This window comes from Massilia rhizosphaerae (assembly GCF_016093545.1).
Classification (GTDB): domain Bacteria; phylum Pseudomonadota; class Gammaproteobacteria; order Burkholderiales; family Burkholderiaceae_D; genus Telluria; species Telluria rhizosphaerae.
The window spans coordinates 38,497-55,222 of sequence record NZ_JADKYX010000028.1; the positions used below are offsets into that span (position 1 = coordinate 38,497).

The following is a 16,726-nucleotide window of genomic DNA, read 5'->3' on the forward strand; positions in this document are numbered from 1 at the left end:
ATGCCCCCATTGATTCGTCTCGTTTCCGCGGCCGCGTGCGCGGCTGCCCTGGCCGGTTGCGCCACCACCGCCAACGTCCCCCTTGCCAAGCCGACCGCGCAGGTGGGCGCCTACCGCGACACCATCGACCTGAACGGCCGGCTGGCCGCGAATTACCAGAAAGATGGCCAGCCGCAATCGATCAACGGCAGTTTTACTTGGATGCAGCGCCCGGGCCGCATCGACGTGTCGCTGTTTTCGCCGCTGGGCCAGACCGTGGCCGAGATCACGGTAACGCCCGAGACCGCGACGCTCACCCAGTCCGGCCGCGCGCCGCGCGTGGAAAAGGATATCGACACGCTGACGGCGAAAGCGCTCGGCTGGACCTTGCCCGTGAGCGGCCTGCGCGACTGGCTGCAGGGCTATGCCGTCGACGCAAGCGGCAAGCGTTTTATCGCGTCGCCCGCGCACGACAGCGTCGTCACGAACGATGGCTGGCGCCTGCGTTTCGTGGAATGGCAGAACGGCCCGAACGGCAACCCGATGCCGCGCCGCATCGATGCCGAGCGCAGCACGACCGCCGTCGGCGATGCGCTGACGATCCGCATCGTCATCGATCCGGTGGCGTGACATGGTCGCGACATCCCTGCACGACTGCCCGGCGCCGGCCAAGCTGAACCTGTTCCTGCACGTGGTCGGCCGCCGGCCGGACGGCTACCACTTGCTGCAATCGGTCTTTCAATTGATCGACCGCGGCGACACCTTGCACTTCGACCTGCGCGACGACGACCGCATCGTCCGCACGACGGACGTGCCCGGCGTGCCCGAAGAGCAGGATTTGATCGTGCGCGCCCTGCGCGCGCTGCAGACGGAATATCTACGCCGCCACGGCCGTCCGCCGCCGGGCATCGCCGTCGCCGTCGAAAAACGCTTGCCGATGGGCGGCGGCCTGGGCGGCGGCTCGTCGGATGCGGCCACGGCGCTCATGGCGGCCAACTTCCTGTGGCAGGCCGGGCTGACGGATGCGGAATTGATCGGGCTGGGCCTGCCGCTGGGGGCCGACATCCCGTTTTTCCTGTTCGGCGAGACGGCATTCGCGGAAGGCGTCGGCGAAGCCTTGCAGGCCGTGCCGGGGCCGGATTGCTGGTACGTCGTCATCGAGCCGGGCGTCTCCGTTCCCACCGTTGCAATTTTTACCGCCCCGGATTTGACAAGAGACACGAAAGCCATCACAATATCGGACTTTTCCAGACGACATGTCGAGTCGAACGACTTGATTGGCTTCGGGAAAAATGATTTGCAGGACGTGGCAGCCCGCCTGTTCCCGCCGGTAGCCGAGGCGATCGAATGGTTGGGTGGTCATGGAGCGGCCAGGATGACTGGTTCCGGTTCGTGCGTGTTTTGCGCATTTTCCACGGAGCAGGAAGCTGAGCGGGTACTGAAGCTGGTGCCGGCCAGGTGGAGAGCGTGGAAAGCCAAGGCGTTGCAGCGACATCCGATGAAATCGCTCTTGCAAATCAAGGAGTTGTAGAATAAAATTTTGCCTGTCGACGCATTTGACGATATAATAATCGAGTGCAGCGACGAGCTGTAAGTTTCAGTGTAGGGGAATCGCCAAGTTGGTTAAGGCACCGGATTTTGATTCCGGCATTCCAAGGTTCGAATCCTTGTTCCCCTGCCAAAGTTTCTTTGCCTGAGCTGACGATGACGAGTGCTCCAGCAGGCAGATAAAAAATGGAGCCGCCAATGAGCGGCTCATTTTTTTTTGTAATTCGGCGTTAATCCCCCGACGATTAGCTCCTATTCAAGTTCTTTCAACGCTCTTACATCTCTGGGACTCCCATGGCTTACGAAAACCTGATGGTTTTTACCGGCAATGCCAATCCGGCGCTAGCAGAAGGGGTCGCAAAAAACCTCGGCATTCCTCTCGGCAAAGCCGTGGTCTCGAAGTTCTCCGACGGCGAAGTCATGGTCGAAATCAACGAGAACGTTCGTGGCAAGGACGTCTTCGTTCTGCAATCGACCTGCGCCCCCACCAACGACAGCCTGATGGAAATCATGCTGATGGTCGACGCTCTCAAGCGCGCATCGGCAGGCCGCATCACCGCGGCGATTCCGTACTTCGGCTATGCCCGTCAGGACCGCCGTCCGCGCTCCGCGCGCGTCGCGATCTCGGCGAAAGTCGTCGCCAACATGCTGCAGGAAGCGGGCGTCGAGCGCGTCCTGATCATGGACTTGCACGCCGACCAGATCCAGGGCTTCTTCGACATCCCGGTCGACAACATCTACGCGTCGCCGCTGCTGCTGGGTGACCTGCAGAAGCGCAACTACGACGACCTGCTCGTCGTGTCGCCGGACGTGGGCGGCGTCGTGCGCGCCCGCGCGCTGGCCAAGCGCCTCGGCTGCGACCTGGCGATCATCGACAAGCGCCGTCCGAAGGCGAACGTGTCGGAAGTCATGAACATCATCGGCGAAGTCGAAGGCCGCAACTGCGTGATCATGGACGACATGGTCGACACGGCCGGCACGCTGACCAAGGCCGCCGAAGTGCTGAAAGAGCGCGGCGCGAAGAAGGTCGTCGCGTACTGCACGCACCCGGTGCTGTCCGGCCCGGCGATCGAGCGCATCGCGAACTCGCCGCTGGATGAGCTGGTCGTTACCGACACGATCCCGCTGAGCCCGGCTGCACAGGCTTGCGGCAAGATCCGTCAACTGACTTGCGCACCGCTGCTGGCCGAGACGTTCAAGCGTATCGTCAAGGGCGATTCGGTCATTTCGCTGTTCGTCGATTAATTTCGCGGTATGCAAGGTGGGCACGTTTCATTTGGGGCCCTCGGCCCCAAATGCCCACCCTACGACATTTTTTGCGGTAACGATCGTTCCGGCCGTAGGATGGGCTCCCCGAGCCCACCAACAGTGTGAAAAGCCGATACGGCGCGCAAGGCAACAATGCCGGCGCGCCGTTGGCGTATCAAAGTTTTACAGAATTTCTTGAGCGTGCGCGAGCGCGCTCTTTTATCGATGTCCCTGGTCGCGGGGACGTCACAACCCGGGCAATCGGGCCGGCAAGTGCCGGCATTCGGGCCCATATTTTGGAGTTACACCATGAAAGTAGTCGCATTTGCCCGCACTCAGCAGGGGACCGGAGCGAGCCGCCGCCTGCGCAACGCTGGCCAGACCCCGGGCATCATCTACGGTGGCGCCGCCGCCCCGGAACTGATCGCCCTGGATGGCAACGCGTTGTTCCACGCGCTCAAGAAAGAAGCTTTCCACGGCTCGATCCTGGATCTGGAACTGGACGGCAAGACGCAGAAAGTCCTGCTGCGTGACTTCCAGATGCACGCATACAAGCAAATGGTCCTGCACGCTGACTTCCAGCGCGTCGACGCATCGCAGCCGGTCCACACCAAGGTCACCCTGCACTTCATCAACGCCGAGATCTCGCCGGCAGTCAAGCTGAGCGGCGCCATCGTGTCGCACGTGCTGAACGAACTGGAAGTGTCCTGCCTGCCGGAACAACTGCCGGAGTTCATCACCGTCGACCTGTCGACGCTGGAAGCCGGCCAGTCGATCCACGTGTCGCAGCTGAACCTGCCGGAAGGCGTGACCGTCGTCGCCCACGGCCAGGACCAGACCGTCGCCACGTCGTCGATCCCGCGCGGCGCCGCTTCGGCCGAACCCGCTGCAGAGTAATTCCTGCGCTGGCCGCCGGCTCGTCCGGCGGTCCACATCAAACCCGTCGCGACGCGAGTCCGGCGGGTTTTTTGTTGCCCGGGTCGCTCAGATGAGGCCCAGCGTCAAGGCCTTGAGCGTGGCCGCGGCCCGCGACGAGCACGCCAGCTTGCGGAAGATGCTTTCCACGTGCGTGCGCACGGTCGACGGGCTGATCTGCATGACACGCGCCGCTTCCTTATTGCTTTCGCCCAGGCTGATGCGGCGCAGGACTTCGATCTCGCGTTCGGATAGCAGGCTCTTGCGTGGCGCGCTCGCCGGGGCGGGACCGCCCGCCGCGGTGATCACGCAGCGCACGGCGTGGCCGTCGAAGGCGTCCCCTTGTTCGGCCAGCACGCGCGCGGCGTCGTCCGCGCGATGGCCGGGACGCCACGGACGCGGCATGCACAGCGCCACGTAGGCGCACGCGGCCGCCAGCAGGCGGTGCGGCAGGCCGAGCGCGTCGGCATCCAGGTTGCGGAAGTAGCCGCTGCCGTCCAGTCGTTCGTATGCGTGCGACGCCAGCGCGGCATCAAGACGCAGCGACGGGATCTGGACCCCGGCGCGCGCGGTCCAGTACGGCACGAGCCGGACCTTTTCCCAGTCGGCGGCGCTGAGCTTGCCGTCGCGCTCCCACACCGTGTTCGACACCGCCGCGCGGCCGATGCCGTGGATGAGGGCGGCGCGCGCCAGGCTGCGCTGCTGGGCCGCGGGCAGGCCGGCATGCGCCGCGGCCGCTTCCGCCAACTCGGCCACCTTGCGCGAATAACCCGTCAGCCACGGCAGTTTCAGCTCGACCATGTCGGCCACGATGGCAAGCGGCACGCGCCGCGCGAGCAGGGGATCGTCGGCGGCGGGCGCCGGCGTGTCCAGCGCGTCCAGCCAGGCTTGCGCGTGATCGGTGAGGGTGCGCACGAGCGGCGCCGGATACTTGCGGTCGGCCATCGCCGCGATCATGCGCAATGCCTCGTCCAGGCCGTGCGTGCGCGCGAGAATCTCCAGGTCGCCGGCCAGGCTCGCGTAAAAGACGACGGTCGGAATGGCCGGTCCGCGCAGCCGTTCCGGCAAGCCATTGCCATCGTAATGTTCCCAGACGTGGCGCAAGCCGGCCTCGACCTCGGCCGGCAGCCCCAGCAAGCCGGCAATATCGCCCGACACCTCGCAATGGATGCGCGCCAGCGGCGTCACGCTCGTGACCGTGAGCGGGTGGTTGGCCGGCAGCGTGTGCGTGAGCATGGCGTCGCGCCCGCCGACGTCGTCGCCCAGCAGCGTGGCGAAGCCGGACGCATTGGCCGTGCAGCCGGACCAGCGCAGCAGCGACACGAGACGCGCGTGGCAGCGGCCGTCCGGCCCGGCACCGTCCGCCTCGGCGAGGCGCGCGGCCAGGCGCGCGGCGCGGATCGAGCCGTCGGTCGGCTGGCCCATGGAGAGGTCGCCGACGAGGGCCACGGCCTGGACGGCCTCTTCGACGGTGACGGTGTTGTCGATTTGCATTCAGTTACTGTAGCGACGATGGCGCGTGGCGGCAAGCCGCCCGGTCTTTCGACAGGCGCCGGGGTCGGTCGATCGACCGATACCGCGGCCGGGCTGGCTTCCCTACACTGGCTTCCATCGACAACGAACCACGAGGAGCCATCATGAAAGCATCGATTTCCACCACCCTGCGCAACCTGGCCGCCGCTGCCGCCATCGCCGCCACCGGTGCCGGCGCCGCGCACGCCGCCACCGCGGCCGGGCAGCCGTCCGTCGTCATCGTCCATGGCGCCTTCGCCGACGGGTCCGACTGGGCCAAGGTGATCCCGCTGCTGCAGGCCAAGGGCGTCAAGGTCACGGCCGTGCAGAACAGCCTGACGTCGCTGGCCGACGACGTCGCCGCGACGAAGCGCGCGATCGACGACCAGCCGGGTAAGGTCGTGCTCGTCGGCCACTCCTGGGGCGGCACGGTGATCACGGAAGCGGGCGCCGGCGACAAGGTGGCCAGCCTCGTCTACGTTGCCGCCTTCGCGCCGGAGGCCGGCCAGGCCACCGCCGACCTCGGCAAGGACTTGCCGCCCGCGCCGGGCATCACCAAGCTGACGGTCGACAAGTTCGGCTTCGCCAGCCTGTCGCCGGCCGCGTTGCAAGAGAATTTCGCTCAGGATGTCCCCGCCGAGCACGCCGCCGTGATGGCCGCCACGCAAGGCCCCATCGCCGTGAAAGCGTTCGGCGACAAGACGACGGTCGCCGCGTGGAAGAAGCACCCGAGCTGGTACATTGTCAGCAAGAACGACCGCATGATCCAGCCCGAGCTGGAGCGCCGTTTCGCCAAGGCCATGGGCGCGAAGACGACGGAGCTGCCGACCAGCCACGTGCCGCAGCAATCGCGTCCGGCCGACGTTGCCAGGGTGATCCTGGAGGCGGTGGCGGCCAGCAAATAAGCGGCGGCGCGGCCGCGGCTGTGATCGGACAGGCGCGGCCGCGGTTTTACGCGATAATCGAGATTTACGCACGATTCTTACGTTTTATGCACATCCGCCTGATCGTCGGCCTCGGCAACCCCGGCCCGGAATATGAACAAACCCGTCACAACGCCGGCTTCTGGCTGGTCGACAACCTCGCCAATTCCTTGCCCGGCTGCCATCTGCAGCGCGAGTCGCGCTTCAACGCGTTGGTCGCCAAGACATCGATCTCCGGCAAGGACGTCTGGCTGCTCGAGCCGCTGACCTTCATGAACCGCTCGGGCCAGTCGGTGGGCGGGCTGGCGCGCTTCTTCAAGATCGGCCCGGAAGAGATCCTCGTCGTGCACGACGAACTCGACCTGCCGCCCGGCGCCGCCAAGCTCAAGCGCGGCGGCTCCTCGGGCGGGCACAACGGCCTCAAGGACATCACGGCCGCCCTCGGCACGCAGGACTATTGGCGCCTGCGCCTCGGCATCGGCCATCCGCGCACGCTGAACCTGCAGCAGGCCGTGGCCGACTTCGTGCTGCATCGTCCGCGCCGCGAAGAGCAGACGCTGATCGAAGAGGCCATCGACAAGAGCCTGCGCATCATCCCGATGGTGTGCGAGGGCAAGATGAGTGCGGCGACGATGCAGCTGCATACAGATTGACGTCGAGACGTGTTGCGTCATGCGGGCGTTCGCGTGGGCACGGCGTGCCCACCCTACCCGGCTGAGCCGGACCTAGATGAGCCCGCGCGCCAGCGCCTTCAACGTGGCGGCGGGACGTGACGCCGCTTCCAGCTTTTGGAAGATATTGTCGACGTGCATGCGCACGCTCGCCGGACTGATGCGCAGGGCGCGGGCCGCGTCGCGGCTCGTTTCTCCGTGGCTGATGTGGCGCAGCACTTCGAGTTCGCGTTCGGACAGCAGCCGGTCGCGCACGGGCGGCGTCGCCCGTCCGGCGCGCGCGGCGGCGAGAACGGCCTCGACGGCATGCCGGTCGAAGCGTCCGGCCGCCGCCTGCGCCGTCATCAACGTGGACGCGGCCGCTTCGCCATGCGCCGGGCGCCACGGACGCGGCGAACACAGCGCCACGAACGCGGCGGCCGCGCCGAGCAGGCGTTCCTGCATGCCCACGGCGTTGCCGCGCGCCTTGCGAAAATAACCGCTGCCGTCCAGCCGCTCGTAGACGTACGACGCGAGCGTCGCTTCGCCCTGGATCGCGGGAATTTGCGTGCCCGCGCGCGCCGTCCAGAAGGGCACCTTGCGCACCTGGTCCCAGTCGGCCGCGTCGAGCTTGCCGGGGCGTTCCCACACGACGTTCGGCACCGCCACCCTGCCGATGCCGTGCAGCAGCGCCGCGCGCACGAGCGGGCTTTCTTCCAGCGCCAGCATGCCGGCCAGCGCCGCGCTGCGCCGCGCCAGTGCCGCGACGCGGCGCGAATAACCCGTCAGCCATGGCAGTTTCAATTCGATGACGTCGGCCACGATGGACAGCGGCACCCGCCGGTCGTGGCCGGGATAATCGGCCGCGCACGAGGGTTCCTCGAGCATGTCGAGCCAGTCCTGCGCGTGCGGCGACAGGCGCTGCAGCAGCGTGACCGGATACTTGACGCCGGCCCGCTCGCCGATCAGGCGCAGTGCGCCGGCCGTGCCGTGCGCGGGCGCCAGCACTTCCAGGTCGCCGGCCAGCCGCACGTAGAACACGGCGCGCGGGATGTTGGGAGCGAACAGCACGTCCTGCATGTCGCCCCGATGATGGCTGCCGAACAGGTGGCGCAGGCTGTTCTCGACGTCGCCCGGCAACCCGAGCAGGACGGCGATGTCGCCCGCCACCTCGCACTGCATCTGCGCCAGCGGCAGCACGTTGGCGAACGTGAGGGCGCCGTGGCCGGACAAGGTGCGCGTGACCATCGCGTGGCGGCCGAGGACGTCGTCGCCCAGCAGGTGCGCGAACCCGGCCGCTGTCGCCGTGCTGCCCGACCAGCGCAGCAGCGCCACCAGGCGCGTGCTCGTGCATGCATCCGCACCGTCGCCGTTTTCCTCCGCCAGCCGGGCGGCGAGGCGGGCCGTGCGGATCGAGTGATCCGGCGGCAGGCCCATGGACAAGTCGCCGACCATGGCCAGCACCTGCACGGCGTCCTCGACGGTAATGGTTTCATCGGGTTGCATGGCACTAATGTAACGACCATTTCCCTGGTGGACAAGGCGCGCGAACTGTCGTGTGCGCAATCAAGGCGCCGGACGCAAAAAAGCCCGCTTGCGCGGGCTCGTCGATGCTGCGTTGGTGCAGGCCGGGACGCCCACGCTATCTGCGTGGTGCCTCCCGCCGCGCGAACGGTCAGATCGCGCGGATATTGCTTGCCTTGTCGCCCTTCGGGCTGGACGCGCGCTCGAACGAGACGCGCTGGTTTTCGGCGAGGCTCTTGAAGCCTTCCGACTGGATGTCGTTGAAGTGCGCGAACAGATCGTCGCCACCCGCGTCAGGCGCGATGAAGCCGAAGCCCTTGGAGTCGTTGAACCATTTCACGGTGCCGGTTTGAGTAGACATGTAGATACCTGTAATAAACGTTGAGAGCGGAATGCCCGATGCGCATCGCGACCAAGAGAGATGTGACCGAGGGGTATCAAACAGGAATGCCCGGACGGGCGAGACGGGAAAGAAACCAACAATAACGACGACTTGACGTGGTGCCCGATGAAATATACAGGCATTACGCCGAATCCCCTAAGCATTTCGGATTTATTTTTCCCGCTTCGGAAGCATCATGGCAGCGATCCGCTGCCCGCGACGGCGACGCGGCTGCGCAGGTCGCGCCGGATGCGCTCCAGTGCCGGCCGCATGGCGACGGCGTCGGCCGGCGTGCAGGTCGCGCGGCCGTGGCGGAACGTCAGGCGGCGCCTGACCAGCAGGGCATCGTTCTCGAGTGAATAGCTCGCGCGATAAAACAGGCCGCCGGAGACGACGCTTGCGGGCCCGGGCAGCGCCGCGACACGCATGCCTTGCGGCAGGCGCAAGCGGGTCTCGTCTTCGGCGTCGACGGCCGCGCAGACGAAGTCCAGCCGGCGTGCGCGTTCCCGCGTCAGCTTGTCCACGGCAGCATCCACGGCGCTCCGGGCGTGCCAGGTCGTCGCCACCGATCCGTTCGCCTGCGGGTGACCGACGGCTATCGTCGCCGTCACGCGGGTCTGCTGCGGCTGCAGCACGGGCGTCATCGCGAACGTGCCGCGCTTCAGCAACAGCACGGGCTTGCCCAGCAGGGAGGGCGGCAGGTCGCCGGCATTGACGGTCGCCGCCGCCGGGTCGACGAACAGGTCGAGGTCCGGCACGTACTCGATCATGTGGTCGAGCACGCCCAGTGCCGGCGCGTCCGGCAGCTTGTACGCATTGCCGCCGTTGACGAGGGCGGGCGTGCCGGCGATGCCGATGGCGGCCAGCAGCGCGTCCAGCCGTGCGGCGCCGTCCTCGCCGTCGCCGCGCGGGACGTGGTGCCGGACCCAATCGGCCAGCGCCAGCACGCGGGAACTCGTGTCGGGCAGTCCGGCCGTCAACCGGCGCGCCAGGGGCGCATCGGCCGGGGAGGGCGGCGCCTTGCCGGCCGCGGCGGTGCGCCAGGCGGCGGCGAGGGCCGGGTAATCGGGCAAGGTCGAGACGACCAGGCGCCGGCCATAGTCGAGAACGCTGACCGCATCGGCCTCGGGCCGCGCGTTCGGCCCGTCCACGTAGCGCCAGCGGTAACGCCGCCGGCCCGGCGGACAGTCGCCCGGCACGGGCACGAAGCCGACGGCGTCCGCATGCAGCGGCATCGACGGCGGCATGTCGTATATCAGCGTGGTGTCCCGATGGACGAGCGGCGGCATGACCGCCACGTCGTCGAACTGGCCGGGCAAACGCGGCGTGTGGCGCCGCACGACGTAGTGCACGATCAGCCGGTCGCCCCGTGCCGCACCGGGAAACGCGATGGTCGTTGCGCGTGCCGCGTCGTCGTCGTGGCTTTGGATGCTGCCTGGGAGCACGGGCACGCGCCGTCCGTCCGGCTTTTGCGTGTACGCCTGCACGGACACGATCGCGTCCAGCGTCCTGCTGGCGCGGAGGGTGAACCTGGCGTCGTCGCGCGCGCGGCGCGGGCCGACCAGGGTGCGCTCGTCGTCCACCGTGAGAAGGTACGTGCCGTCGGGCTCCACCACGACATGCCGCACGTGGTGCGCGACGACGAGGGACGGACCGGCGCCCGCGTCGCGCGCGGCCGCGCGGCCCCAGGCGAGGCAGAACATCAGCATTAACACGGCGCAAGATCGTAGCGGCATGGCGGCTCCGGACTCGCCGGCGGGACGGCGACCGGACCATGTTACGAACGCCTTGACCCTGATATTTGCGCCGCATCAATCGGGCTCGACCTTGAAAATCCGTGCCGACATGTTCGCCGCGAAAGAGGCCTGGCCGCCGCGTGAGCGCGCTCATCCTGCGATAATGCCGGGATGAGCGCACTGACCTTCCATGCCGGGCCGCTGGCGCTGGCCCGGATCCGCACGCATGGCTTGCGCGCGGAGGACGTCGCCGTCGTGCCCGCCGCGGCCGGCGGTCCCAAGGGACTCGTGTTCCGCGCCCTCGACCAGTGGGTGTTCGGCACCTGGTTCCCGCGCGCGCCGCGCGAGCGCATCCTGATCGGCGCGTCGATCGGCGCCTGGCGCATGGCGGCCGCCTGCCAGCGCGATCCCGTGACGGCCTTCGCGCGCCTGGGCGAGCTCTACAGCGGCCAGCGCTACACGTCGACCAAGCCTTCGCAGGACCAGATCGACGAGGTCGTGCAACATCTGCTGAACGAATTCGTGCGCGGCCACGAGGACGACATCGTCAACCACCCGCACTACCGCCTGCACGTGCTGACGGTGCGCGGCAAGCGCGCCCTGGCCGCGCCCGGCCATCGTCACGCCGAGATGCGCGGATTCGCGGCGGCGGCCCTGCACAACCTGTTGTCGCGCGACAGGCTGGCGCATCTGCTGGACCGCGTCGTGCTCGGCGACAGCCGCGCGCACGCGCCCTGGCTGGGCGACCGCTTCGACAACTTCGTCACCCATTTCTCCGCGCTGACGCCGGCCAATCTGACGTCCGGCCTGCTCGCCTCGGGCACCTTGCCCATGCTGATGAAACCGGTCCGCGACATCGCCGGCGCGCCGCCCGGCCACTACTGGGACGGCGGCATCGTCGACTACAACCTGGCGCTGCCGTACGCGCGCCTGGCGGAGCAGGCGCCCGGCGACATCGTGCTGTATCCCCATTTCTCGGAGCACATCGTGCCGGGCTGGCTGGACAAGGCGCTGCCCTGGCGCCGCGCCGCGCGCGGACCGAACCGCGGATGGCTCGACAACGTGCTGATCGTGGCGCCGAGCCATGCATTCCTCGCCAAGATGCCGCGCGGAAAACTCATCGACCGCAGCGATTTCAAGTTTTACGGCCTCGACCACGACGCCCGCATCCGCGCCTGGCGCCATGCGATGGACGAGGGGGCGCGGCTGCGCGACGAATTCGCGGCGTTCGTCGCCAGGCCGGAGATCGGGATGATTCGTCCGCTTTAAGCGACGGAAAGGGGGCAGTTTGCGGTATTTGCAGGCAAGCGGAGGTACAATACGGGGTTTCGTCAATTCGACCCAGAAAGCTTCCCATGAGTCTCAAATGCGGCATCGTCGGCCTGCCCAACGTCGGCAAGTCCACCCTGTTCAATGCCCTGACCAAGGCCGGCATCCCGGCTGAAAACTACCCGTTCTGCACCATCGAGCCGAACGTCGGCGTCGTCGAGGTGCCGGATCCGCGCATCGACCAGCTGTCCACCATCGTCAAGCCGGAGCGCGTCGTCAAAGCCATCGTCGAGTTCGTCGACATCGCTGGCCTCGTGGCCGGCGCGTCGAAGGGCGAGGGCCTGGGCAACCAGTTCCTGTCGCACATCCGCGAGACGGACGCCATCGTCAACGTCGTGCGCTGCTTCGAAGACCCGAACGTCGTCCACGTGGCCGGCAAGGTCAGCCCGATCGACGACATCGAAGTCATCCAGACCGAGCTGGCGCTGGCCGACATGAGCACCGCCGAGAAAGTCCTGCACCGCGAGCAGAAGAAGGCGCGTGCCGGCGACAAGGATGCGATCAAAGTGTGCGCGATCATCGAAAAGCTGCTGCCGCACCTGAACGAAGGCCAGCCCGTGCGCACGCTGGGCCTGGACGCCGACCAGCTGGAACTGATCAAGCCGCTGTGCCTGATCACGGCCAAGCCGGCCATGTACGTGGCCAACGTGTCGGAAAGCGGCTTCAAGGACAATCCGTTGCTGGACCAGCTGACCGAATTCGCCAACAAGCAAAATGCGCCGATCGTCGCGATTTCCGCCGCGATCGAATCGGAAATCGCCAACCTGGACGACGCCGACAAGCAGGAATTCCTGGCCGACCTGGGCATGGAAGAACCGGGCCTGGACCGCTTGATCCGCGCCGCCTTCAAGCTGCTGGGCCTGCAAACCTATTTCACGGCGGGCGTGAAGGAAGTGCGCGCCTGGACCGTCCCGATCGGCGCCACTGCGCCGCAGGCGGCGGGCGTGATCCACACCGACTTCGAGCGTGGCTTCATTCGTGCGCAGACCATTTCCTTTGATGACTTCATCACCTACAAGGGCGAGGCGGGTGCCAAGGAAGCGGGCAAGATGCGGGCGGAAGGCAAGGAATACGTCGTCAAGGATGGGGATGTGTTGAACTTCCTGTTCAACGTGTAAAGCACTTGGTTGGGATCCAACGGGTTCCGATGGATAGTGAAAGCCCTGGGTTCTTGCTAATCCGGGGCATTTTATTTTTGCTGCATTGCTTTATGTTAGGGCCGTAATCGCATTTAATGTCGCATGCTCAGCAGTCCTGTCGGCCGGTTGATGGTGCAGAAAACGGTGTACAAGATGAGTAGCAAAAAATACCGCGGCAAGACATGTGCATATTGTGCGGTTCCCAATTCATCGACCACTGCCGATCACGTGATCGCGCGTGGTTTTTTTTTGGAGAACCAACGAGGGAATCTACCTCAAGTCCCGGCCTGCGCATTATGCAACGGGGAAAAATCTGAGTTAGAACATTACTTGATGACAGTGCTTCCGTTTGGCGGACGCCATCTTGACGCAAGCGCAAATCTCGCAGAACAGGTGCCCCGGCGGCTGGCGAAGAATTCTGCTCTTGCAGATGAGTTGCGACGGGCGTTGCGATCACGACTGCGGCTTCGGTCAGTGAACGGCGAACCTTGGATACAAGAAACAATATTGCCGCTCAACCCGGATAAATTGATTGCGCTTTATCGCTGGATTGCAATTGGTCTTAGCTACGAGCATTGGAATTTATCGCTTCCATTAGCGGACTTCGTTATTTCCGCAGCCTATTTGATGCCTAATATGGCGGCTATGTTCGACGCAGTATTCGACCAGGCTGGCCAAATTGCCGTTCACGGAAATCTTGGCGACGGGACATTTATTTACGCTGGCTTTCAAGGTAAGGGTTTTTCACTTTGGCGGATGAGCATCTATGGAGTTGAGGTTTCGGGTGATCCGCGAAGCCAGCCTCCGGTTTCTAATTGTTACGTATTCTCTGCGCCAAGGGGCACCAATACAGCAATTTATCTCGCTAAAATGTTCGGAGAACATAAGAAATTTGACCGCGCTTCTTAAACGAAGACGTAAGTTTCCGCCCTCCGTCCTTAACGTGGTCGACGCTGCGATCACGATAATTTTTATCGAAAAGACAATTCAGTCGTCTGGTTGTATCACATATTCTTTCTGGCAGAAAGATTCGGGTTGTACGAATTCGGGAAATAGGACCAGGTTCTTCCCATCCATCCAAACGCGATACGAACTGTTTTTTAGGTAAAAATCGCACCGGTTGTCATAATTTCTTAGTAGTTCCTTGCTGTCCCCAATCATACTTTCGACCATCTCCTCGTCTAAATCAATTAGTTCCTTGTTCGTCGATACACCAGTGGCAAGTTTCGCTGACGGGAAGATTTGATGGAATAAGATTCTGGATGGGACGACGTTGCCACTTGGAATAGAAAATACACGTGCTTCCTTTTCTATATCCGGCGATCCCGCGCATACAGTCGACTTGGCAAAAACAACGCTTAGGTACTTTTCAGAGAGAAGCACCTTTTCGAGAGTTAACTTGTATCCCCATGGGTGACCTTCAGCATAAGCGCTGCATTTTTTGGCTTCCTTGCCGAACGAGGCAGATGCGGCTATCAAGGTTGAATTGATCTTCTTGATAGCGCTTTCGTCCAAACCGGCAACAGCCTCAAACGACACTATTTGAATCGAGGCATCTTTCATTGGTTTGCTGTCGCGGACTTTGTAGCTGGCCGACGCCGCCGCTCTCGACTGTGTGGACCACAATGACATTGCTAAGCACGCCGTTAAAACTAACGTTCTCATAATAAAACCTTCTTCATCCGATTGGTAAATTTCGTTCGCTCTTTGAGACCGTTTTCCCCGCCATTGATGGCCAATGTAACTCCGTGGATGTCGTCCAGATCCATTGCGGCTACGCTGCTGTGTCGGAACACTGTAACGTACCAGCAGCCCGCATCGATACTGTTGAAACTGTTTCCAATTAATCTCTCAGGATTTTCCACGGGTGGGTAACGCTTGGTAGAGTCGCGCTCCCATCCGATATCGAAATCTTTGCCTTTTTTTAACCAACCTTTGAAGCACCAATATTCTGCATAATTGTATCGGCCTGTCAGTTGTTTAAATCCGCGTCCCTTAAAGCGAGGCCCATCGCCTGGCTGGCAGTTGCCAAGTACGTGGCTATTCTCGTACTGAGTGCCTGAATCGCCTTCCAGCATAGCGTTGAGGCTTCTGCTTTCCACCGCACCCTGACCGAAGACGTGAGCTTGGCGCAGTCGAGAGTTGATCCCGTAGCGGTAGCAGCACTTGTTGAGATCAACACGGTATTTTTCGCGCACCTCGGTCGGAGTGCCATGACTGATTTCTTCGTCCGAGCCGCTCTTTTCGGGATAAATCAGTTCCAATTCATTTTTCGAGAGCCACATGCATTTCGCCAAGTGCTCGATGAACCTGATCGGATGCGCATGCCATAATATTGTCGCGGTGGGCAAGCCCGGCACCTGTTCCCAGAACGAGAGTCGCTCGATATGCGTAGTCAGCTTGGTGAACTGCTCAGTTGTCAGTTTGGCGGCGCCAAATTCTTCTTGTGTGACGCGTGCGAAGCGTTTCGCAATGTCTTGTTTGCTCCACTCTGTCGGGTGGCAAGTGATCAGGTGCCGCAGCTTGGCCTGGTCGGTGTCCAGCGCACTAAGATTCTTGTCAGCGCGGTCTTTTTCGTAATCGTCGTACAGCTTCCGGATGCCGTCGTCGTCAATAAAGCCGTCTTTACTGAACAGGCCGTGCTCTTCAAGCTTGTAAAAATCCGGCCAGTCGGCGTCGCTGGTGTAATGAAGTGTGGATTTCTCGGCCCAATACAAGCTGTTGGTCTCAGGCATATACACTTGCACCCAGCTTTTACCGTCAACTGTCTCCTCACGGAATTCGCCAGCTTTCAGCCAAGGATCCACCCAAGGGACGATCGATGTACCTTTGGCCAGGGTCTTGTGGTTCTTGCTCGGGTTATTCCTGTAGCAGTGCAATTCTTCGGCATTCGCATGATATTGGCTGTGCTTGGTTGTCTGCTTCTTGTTCTTGAGGGCCGGTCCGTCAATGTCCATTCTGGTGATCTGGTCGTCGCTCACCCAATAGGAATGCTTACCGACGGTGACTTTTTTGTAGCCGTCCCCCGACTCTTCCTTGCTCACGCTCAGCGGCTTTGCGGGATCGACGGTGATCGTCTCCTTGATCTGCAGCTCCTCCAAGACGCGCAGTTCGCTGGTAAGGATGCAGCGGCCCCACACCGTTTTCGCTGCATTGTCGAGGAACGTTAAATCATCGAAGAAGATTTCGAAGTGGATACCACGCGATGGCGTGGTCATATTGTCAGGAATGGTGCCGCAATAACCCAGGATATCGCCGCGCCGCACGCGCTGGTAACCGTTGTCGCAACGGCAGGTGCCATCGGCGGTCGGGGCGACGGATTCGGCATGGGATTTGACCACGGCGGCGTGCTTGTGCTTGCCCAGCATCGGCTGGCCATTTCCATCAAGCTGCGTATGTTCCGCTACAGTTTTTCGCAGGAAGTTAACCGCCTGCGCACCGGTCTTGCCCTTGACCTCACCCCACGCGCGCAGGTGCATGTAGAGCGAGTAAAAGGTCAGCTTGGAGCTGCCGAGGGTGGTCTGGCCGAGTTCAGTTTCATGCTTGAGCAGGACGAAGCTACGGGAGTACGGATTCTTGTCGAAATAGGCGTCGGTGGAGTCAGCGTCGTCGTAGCGGTAGGCCACCACCTCGCCGTCGGCGATCGCGCGGATCGGCGTGGTACGGTCGCTCGGATGCACGTGCACGCCGCCGTGCCAGAAGCGGTTCTTGCCCATCGGGTAGGGGCCGCTCAGAATTTCGCTATTGTTGAACATCGCATCGGGCATTACCCGCTGCTGGTTTCCCTTGGAATATGGAATATCGATGGGATAGGTAATGATCATCTTGATTGAGTCGCCCG

General features: G+C 63.5%; 15 protein-coding genes and 1 tRNA gene. 10 read left to right on the forward strand and 6 right to left on the reverse strand.

Annotated elements, in window-relative coordinates; genetic code table 11:
• From ISF28_RS28250 to ISF28_RS28270, 5 genes are all read left to right on the forward strand, one after another.
• Window positions 1-609: an outer membrane lipoprotein LolB gene (locus ISF28_RS28250; RefSeq protein ID WP_307727480.1), complete on the forward strand. Its 609-nt coding sequence runs from the start codon at window positions 1-3 to the stop codon at window positions 607-609.
• Between the two features lies 1 nt (window position 610).
• The gene (gene ispE / locus ISF28_RS28255; protein WP_198120519.1) at window positions 611-1,510 is read left to right on the forward strand and encodes a 4-(cytidine 5'-diphospho)-2-C-methyl-D-erythritol kinase; all 900 of its coding nucleotides are present in this window, start codon (window positions 611-613) and stop codon (window positions 1,508-1,510) included.
• Between the two features lie 73 nt (window positions 1,511-1,583).
• Window positions 1,584-1,660, forward strand: a tRNA-Gln gene (locus ISF28_RS28260).
• A 161-nt stretch (window positions 1,661-1,821) separates the two neighbouring features.
• Entirely contained in the window at window positions 1,822-2,772 is a 951-nt protein-coding gene (locus ISF28_RS28265) for a ribose-phosphate pyrophosphokinase (RefSeq protein WP_056126570.1), read from the forward strand.
• 312 nt (window positions 2,773-3,084) lie between these two features.
• Entirely contained in the window at window positions 3,085-3,672 is a 588-nt protein-coding gene (locus tag ISF28_RS28270; protein WP_198120520.1) for a 50S ribosomal protein L25/general stress protein Ctc, read from the forward strand.
• Between the two features lie 87 nt (window positions 3,673-3,759).
• Here ISF28_RS28270 and ISF28_RS28275 read toward each other — a convergent pair whose 3' ends face one another.
• The gene (locus ISF28_RS28275; protein ID WP_198120521.1) at window positions 3,760-5,184 is read right to left on the reverse strand and encodes an HD domain-containing phosphohydrolase; all 1,425 of its coding nucleotides are present in this window, start codon (window positions 5,182-5,184) and stop codon (window positions 3,760-3,762) included.
• A 143-nt stretch (window positions 5,185-5,327) separates the two neighbouring features.
• Between ISF28_RS28275 and ISF28_RS28280 the strand changes: the two genes are divergently transcribed.
• Together ISF28_RS28280 and pth are read left to right on the forward strand one after the other, a co-directional pair.
• Window positions 5,328-6,107 carry an alpha/beta fold hydrolase gene (locus ISF28_RS28280; protein ID WP_198120522.1) on the forward strand — a complete coding sequence of 260 codons (780 nt, stop codon included), beginning with the start codon at window positions 5,328-5,330 and terminating at the stop codon, window positions 6,105-6,107.
• Between the two features lie 86 nt (window positions 6,108-6,193).
• A complete protein-coding gene (pth, locus tag ISF28_RS28285; RefSeq protein ID WP_198120523.1) occupies window positions 6,194-6,778 on the forward strand; it encodes an aminoacyl-tRNA hydrolase in 585 nt (194 codons plus the stop codon).
• A 72-nt stretch (window positions 6,779-6,850) separates the two neighbouring features.
• Here the strand turns inward: pth and ISF28_RS28290 are convergent, their stop codons facing one another.
• From ISF28_RS28290 to ISF28_RS28300, 3 genes are all read right to left on the reverse strand, one after another.
• Window positions 6,851-8,281: an HD domain-containing phosphohydrolase gene (locus ISF28_RS28290; RefSeq protein ID WP_198120524.1), complete on the reverse strand. Its 1,431-nt coding sequence runs from the start codon at window positions 8,279-8,281 to the stop codon at window positions 6,851-6,853.
• Between the two features lie 169 nt (window positions 8,282-8,450).
• Window positions 8,451-8,660 carry a cold-shock protein gene (locus ISF28_RS28295; RefSeq protein ID WP_198120525.1) on the reverse strand — a complete coding sequence of 70 codons (210 nt, stop codon included), beginning with the start codon at window positions 8,658-8,660 and terminating at the stop codon, window positions 8,451-8,453.
• 215 nt (window positions 8,661-8,875) lie between these two features.
• A complete protein-coding gene (locus ISF28_RS28300; RefSeq protein ID WP_198120526.1) occupies window positions 8,876-10,417 on the reverse strand; it encodes a DUF3857 domain-containing protein in 1,542 nt (513 codons plus the stop codon).
• A gap of 171 nt (window positions 10,418-10,588) precedes the next feature.
• Here ISF28_RS28300 and ISF28_RS28305 point away from each other — a divergent pair, with 171 nt between their 5' ends.
• From ISF28_RS28305 to ISF28_RS28315, 3 genes are all read left to right on the forward strand, one after another.
• Entirely contained in the window at window positions 10,589-11,686 is a 1,098-nt protein-coding gene (locus ISF28_RS28305) for a patatin-like phospholipase family protein (protein WP_198120527.1), read from the forward strand.
• A gap of 86 nt (window positions 11,687-11,772) precedes the next feature.
• Window positions 11,773-12,864: a redox-regulated ATPase YchF gene (gene ychF / locus ISF28_RS28310; protein ID WP_198120528.1), complete on the forward strand. Its 1,092-nt coding sequence runs from the start codon at window positions 11,773-11,775 to the stop codon at window positions 12,862-12,864.
• Window positions 12,865-13,038: 174 nt separating this feature from the next.
• On the forward strand, window positions 13,039-13,794 hold the full coding sequence (locus ISF28_RS28315; protein WP_198120529.1) for an HNH endonuclease: 756 nt from the start codon (window positions 13,039-13,041) through the stop codon (window positions 13,792-13,794).
• Between the two features lie 78 nt (window positions 13,795-13,872).
• On the opposite strand, the gene ISF28_RS28320 is transcribed toward ISF28_RS28315, so the two are convergent.
• A complete protein-coding gene (locus ISF28_RS28320; protein ID WP_198120530.1) occupies window positions 13,873-14,550 on the reverse strand; it encodes a hypothetical protein in 678 nt (225 codons plus the stop codon).
• Window positions 14,547-16,709 (reverse strand): glycoside hydrolase family 19 protein, encoded by a 2,163-nt coding sequence (locus tag ISF28_RS28325; protein WP_198120531.1) that lies wholly within the window; start codon window positions 16,707-16,709, stop codon window positions 14,547-14,549. Before ISF28_RS28325 ends, ISF28_RS28320 begins: the two co-directional genes overlap by 4 nt.
• Window positions 16,710-16,726 lie beyond the last annotated feature (17 nt).

What these genes read in the sequence shown, in the direction of transcription:
- ISF28_RS28250 (WP_307727480.1), top strand. Translation starts at nt 1, where the DNA reads ATGCCCCCATTGATTCGTCTCGTTTCCGCGGCCGCGTGCGCGGCTGCC.
- ispE (WP_198120519.1), top strand. Translation starts at nt 611, where the DNA reads ATGGTCGCGACATCCCTGCACGACTGCCCGGCGCCGGCCAAGCTGAAC.
- ISF28_RS28265 (WP_056126570.1), top strand. Translation starts at nt 1,822, where the DNA reads ATGGCTTACGAAAACCTGATGGTTTTTACCGGCAATGCCAATCCGGCG.
- ISF28_RS28270 (WP_198120520.1), top strand. Translation starts at nt 3,085, where the DNA reads ATGAAAGTAGTCGCATTTGCCCGCACTCAGCAGGGGACCGGAGCGAGC.
- ISF28_RS28275 (WP_198120521.1), bottom strand. Translation starts at nt 5,184, where the DNA reads ATGCAAATCGACAACACCGTCACCGTCGAAGAGGCCGTCCAGGCCGTG.
- ISF28_RS28280 (WP_198120522.1), top strand. Translation starts at nt 5,328, where the DNA reads ATGAAAGCATCGATTTCCACCACCCTGCGCAACCTGGCCGCCGCTGCC.
- pth (WP_198120523.1), top strand. Translation starts at nt 6,194, where the DNA reads ATGCACATCCGCCTGATCGTCGGCCTCGGCAACCCCGGCCCGGAATAT.
- ISF28_RS28290 (WP_198120524.1), bottom strand. Translation starts at nt 8,281, where the DNA reads ATGCAACCCGATGAAACCATTACCGTCGAGGACGCCGTGCAGGTGCTG.
- ISF28_RS28295 (WP_198120525.1), bottom strand. Translation starts at nt 8,660, where the DNA reads ATGTCTACTCAAACCGGCACCGTGAAATGGTTCAACGACTCCAAGGGC.
- ISF28_RS28300 (WP_198120526.1), bottom strand. Translation starts at nt 10,417, where the DNA reads ATGCCGCTACGATCTTGCGCCGTGTTAATGCTGATGTTCTGCCTCGCC.
- ISF28_RS28305 (WP_198120527.1), top strand. Translation starts at nt 10,589, where the DNA reads ATGAGCGCACTGACCTTCCATGCCGGGCCGCTGGCGCTGGCCCGGATC.
- ychF (WP_198120528.1), top strand. Translation starts at nt 11,773, where the DNA reads ATGAGTCTCAAATGCGGCATCGTCGGCCTGCCCAACGTCGGCAAGTCC.
- ISF28_RS28315 (WP_198120529.1), top strand. Translation starts at nt 13,039, where the DNA reads ATGAGTAGCAAAAAATACCGCGGCAAGACATGTGCATATTGTGCGGTT.
- ISF28_RS28320 (WP_198120530.1), bottom strand. Translation starts at nt 14,550, where the DNA reads ATGAGAACGTTAGTTTTAACGGCGTGCTTAGCAATGTCATTGTGGTCC.
- ISF28_RS28325 (WP_198120531.1), bottom strand. Translation starts at nt 16,709, where the DNA reads ATGATCATTACCTATCCCATCGATATTCCATATTCCAAGGGAAACCAG.